The sequence below is a fragment of the Streptomyces sp. CBMA29 genome (assembly GCF_014596445.1).
Classification (GTDB): Bacteria; Actinomycetota; Actinomycetes; order Streptomycetales; family Streptomycetaceae; genus Actinacidiphila.
In genome coordinates this window covers 1-4,549 of the sequence record NZ_MECL01000008.1, presented here as the reverse complement: position 1 = coordinate 4,549, position 4,549 = coordinate 1, and the positions used below count along the sequence as shown (strand labels likewise).

Sequence of the window (4,549 nt, the reverse complement as noted above, 5' to 3'; positions counted from 1 at the left end):
CGCGCGGCCGAGAGTCCCGGTGCCGCCGGTGACCAGGACCGTGCCGTCGCCGAAGGCCGGCTCGACGGCGGGTGCGGGCACCCGGCGGGCCACCCGCGGCAGCAGCGTACGGCCGTCCTCCAGCAGCACCTGCGGCTCGTCGGCCTCGGCCGCGGCGGCGAGCAGCGCCACCGCCCTGCCGGGACCCGCGAGGGCGGCGTCGATACCGCCCCTGGCGCCCACCAGCAGGAACCTGCCGGGGTGTTCGGCCTGCGCCGCCCGCACCAGACCCCAAACCCCCGCCGTACGCAGCGAGTCGGGGTCGGTGGCGATCACCAGCCGGGAGGCGGAGAAGGCCGGATCGTCAGCCCACCGCTGGAGCAGCCCGAGCACCTGCCCGGTCAACTCAGCCACGCTCTGCGGGAGTTCGACGCCCTCGGCGGTGTTCAGCGCCTCGGCGTCAAGCAGGACGTAGTCGGGCCGGACGCCGGACGCGGCGAGCGCGTCGGGGCCGGCGTGGAAGGGGAGCGCGGCGACCGGGGCGCCCAGCGCGGCCCAACTGCCGGGACTCACCGCGGGAAGCGTCGTCTCGGTCCACTCCAGGCCGTAGTAGCCCTCGGGTGAGGCCGCGCTTCCGGCGAGCGCCCGCATGGCCGCGGCCGGCACCGCCCTGACCCGCATGTCGCCGGCGTCCAGGACCAGTCCGCCGTTCTCGTCCGCCGCGGTCAGCGACAACTGGTCGGCGCCCTCGGTCACGATCCTGACCCGCAGGACGGACGCGCCGACCGCGGTCAGCCGCACTCCGCGGAAGACGAACGGCAGCCGCAGCTCGTCCCCTTCGCCCTCGGCGGCGTACGGGTGGAAGGCCGAGTCGAGCAGCACCGGGTGGAGACCGAAGCCGTCGTTCTCCGCGCCCTCGGGCACCTCGACCTCGGCGAAGAGCTCACCGTCGGTGCGCCAGGCGCCGCGCAGCCCGCGGAAGGCCGGGCCGTAGCCGTAGCCGCGCTCCGTCAGCCGCTCGTAGACCGCGTCCAGGTCGACCGGTGCGGCCCCCTGCGGCGGCCATGTGGCGGCCCACGCACAGCCGTTGGGCGCCTCGGCTCCCGCGGCCAGGCTGCCCGACGCGTGCCGGGTCCAGCTCTCCTCGCCGCCGCGCCGGGCGTGCACCCCGACGGAGCCGTCGCCGCCGACGGCGACCTGGAGGTCGAGCGACCCGGTCACCGGAAGCGGCATCGGCGCCTCGAACGTCAGCTCCTCGACCCGGTCGTAACCGGCCTGCGCTGCCGCCTCGACGACCATGTCGAGCAGGGCGGTGCCGGGCACGATCGCCGCGCCGCCCACGCAGTGGTCGGTGAGCCAGGGCAGGTCGTCCGCGGTCAGCCTGCCGGTGGCGACCAGTCCGCCGTCGGCGACGGCGACCGCCGCGCCCAGCAGCGGGTGCCGCAGCTCGGTCAGGCCGAGCGCGTCGGCGTCGCCGCGCGGCGGGGTCCGCAGCAGCCAGTAGCGCGTGTGGTCGAAGGCGTACGTGGGCAGTTCGACGGGCTGTCCGCCGGGCGCCGCGGCGCTCCAGTCGGCGGTCGCGCCGGCCGCGTACGCTTCGGCGAGCGCGGTCAGCAGCCCTTCGGGCTCGGCCAGTGTGCGCCGGGACACGGCGGTCACGACGGCCTTGGCGTCCGGCAGGCAGGCGCGGACCATCCCGGAGAGCACCGGGCGCGGCCCGATCTCCAGATAGACGTCCGTGCCCGCCGCGTCCAGCCGCGCGGTCATGTCGGCGAAGCCCACGGCCTGGCGGACCTGGTCGGTCCAGTAGTCGGGGTCGGTCCAGCTCCGGTCGGCGCCGAGGTTGACGGAGCTGTCCAGCGTCGGCTGACGGAAGGTCAGCGCGGCCAGTTCGGCGCCGAAGGCGTCGAGCATCGGCTCCATCAGCGGCGAGTGGAAGGCGTGGCTGACGGTGAGGCGCTTGGTGCGGCGGCCCTGCTCCGCCCAGTGTGCGGCGACGGCGGCGCAGGTCTCCTCGTCACCGGAGACCACCACGTCTCCGGGGCTGTTGACGGCCGCGACCTGCGCCAGGCTCTCCTTGCCCGCCAGCGTGACGGCGACTTCCCGCGCGGTGGCGGAGATCGCGAACATCGCGCCGCCGGAGGGGAGTCGCTGCATCAGCCGGGCGCGGGCGGTGATCATCCGGGCCGCGTCGGACAGGTCCCAGACACCGGCCACATGGGCGGCGGCGATCTCGCCGACGGAGTGCCCGGCGACCTTGTCGGGGACCAGACCGAGCGAGCCGAGCAGCCGGAAGGCGGCCACCTGGTAGGCGAAGAGCGCGGGCTGCGTGTAGGAGGTGCGGTCCAGCTCCGCGGCCTCGGGCGTGCCGGGCTCCGCCCACATCACCTCGCGCAGCGGCCGGTCGAGATACGGGTCGAGCGCGTCGCACACCTCGTCCAGGGCGGCGGCGAAGACGGGGAAGGCGGCGTGCAGTTGACGCCCCATGCCGGGCTGCTGGCCGCCCTGTCCGGTGAACAGGAAGACGGTCCTGGCCGTACCGGACGCCACGCCCGTGGTCACCGGGGAGCCGTCCCGGCCCTGCGCGAAACCGTCGAGCCGGTTGAGGAGTTCGGTACGGTCGCGGCCGACGACGACCGCGCGGTGGTCGAAGCGGGCGCGGGTGGCGGCCAGCGACCAGGCGACGTCCACCGGGCGCAGCGCCGGCTCCGCGGCGACGCGGCGGCCGAGCCGGTCGGCCTGGCCGCGCAGGGCGTCGGCGCTGCGGGCGCTGAGCACCCAGGCGAGCGGGGCCTTGCCGGTGTCGGACGCGGTCTCGGCGCCGGTCCCGGCGCCGGTCTCAGCAGCGGTCCCGGTCCCGGTCTCGGTCCCGGTCCCGGTCTCGAACTCCGGTGCGGCGGGCGCCGGTCGCGGCTCCTCCAGGATCACGTGCGCGTTGGTGCCGCTGATCCCGAAGGACGAGACGGCGGCCCGGCGCGGCGCGTCCTCGCGCGACTCCCAGGGCTCCTCTTCGGCCAACAGCCGTACGGTGCCCGCCGACCAGTCGACCCGCGATGTCGGGGTGCCGATGTGCAGGGTGCGCGGCAGCTTGCCGTGCCGCATCGCCTGCATCATCTTGATCATTCCGGCGATGCCCGCGGCGGCCTGCGTGTGCCCGATGTTGGACTTGATCGTGCCGAGCAGCAGCGGCCGCTCCGGCGTGTGGTCCTTGCCGTAGGCGGACAGGATCGCGTTGGCCTCGATCGGGTCGCCGAGCGGCGTGGCCGTGCCGTGCGCCTCGACCGCGTCGATGTCACGGGGCGTCAGGCGGGCGTCGGCCAGCGCCTGGGCGATCACCCGCTCCTGCGCCTTGCCGTTGGGCGCGGTCTGCCCGTTGCTCGCGCCGTCCTGGTTGACGGCCGTGCCGCGGATCACGCCGTAGATCGGCCGGCCGTTGCGCTGCGCGTCGGAGAGGCGCTCCAGCAGCAGGACGCCGCAGCCCTCGCCCCACACCGTGCCGTCGGCGTCGGCCGAGAACGGCTTGCAGCGTCCGTCGGGGGCCAGGCCGCGCTGCCGCGAGAACTCCGCGAACATGTCGGGCTCCGCCATGACGGTCACCCCGCCCGCCACCGCGAGCGTGCACTCGCCGCTGCGCAGGGAGCGTACGGCCTGGTGGACCGCGACCAGCGAGGACGAGCAGGCGGTGTCGAGGGTCACCGAGGGACCTTCGAGACCGAAGCTGTAGGAGACCCGGCCCGACAGCATGCTCGGGGTGCTGGCGACCAGGAGGGTGCCGTCGACGTCCTCGGGAACGGCGCCGAGGAAACGCGCCGAGTAGAACTCGTACATCATCCCGGCCCACACGCCCGTGCTGCTGCCGCGCAGCGTCGCCGGGTCGATGCCGGCCCGCTCGAAGGACTCCCAGGCCGCTTCGAGGAAGAGCCGGTGGTGCGGGTCGGTGCTCACCGCGTGACGGGGGCTGATCCGGAAGAAGGGGGCGTCAAAGTCGCCCGCGTCGTGCACGAAGGCGCCGCGGCGGGTGTAGCTGGTGCCGGGGGTGTCGGGGTCCGGGTCGTACAGCTTCTCCAGGTCCCAGCCGCGGTCGGTCGGGAACGGACTGGTCGCGTCGGTGCCGGAGTCCACCAGCTCCCACAGGTCGTCAGGCGCCTCGACCCCGCCGGGGTAGCGGCAGCCGATGCCGACCACGGCCACCGCCTCGTGCTCGCGGTCATCGGCCTCGCTCAGCTTGCGCCGGGCGTCGGTCAGGTCGCCGACCACCTTCTTCAGATATTCGCGAAGCCGCTCTTCGCTCGTCATAGCCGTGTCCTCCAGTACGAAGTCGGGTTGTCGCGAATGTCAGAGTTGGTTGTCGATGAAGTCGAAGAGGTCCTCGTCCGAGACGGTTTCGAGGCCGCCGCCGGGCAGTGCCGGGCTCAGCAGCCGCCCGGGTCCCTCGCCGCTGTCGCGCAGCCGGCTCAGCGCCGCCTGGAGCAGTGCCTCGGTGCGGACCCGCTCGTCGGGGTCGGCCGGGCTCTCGGCCGCGGCGCCGCCGTCGAGCAGCGCGGACAGCGCGTCGCCGAGGGCGCCCCAC

2 protein-coding genes are annotated in these 4,549 nt (G+C 74.7%); both read right to left on the bottom strand.

The features are described from left to right. Positions 1 to 4,275 (bottom strand): type I polyketide synthase (locus BGM09_RS01825; protein WP_188279569.1); only part of this gene is annotated, 4,275 nt, incomplete at its 3' end. 39 nt (positions 4,276 to 4,314) lie between these two features. Then, positions 4,315 to 4,549: hypothetical protein (locus BGM09_RS01820; protein WP_188279568.1), on the bottom strand; the 235-nt coding region annotated here is incomplete at its 5' end.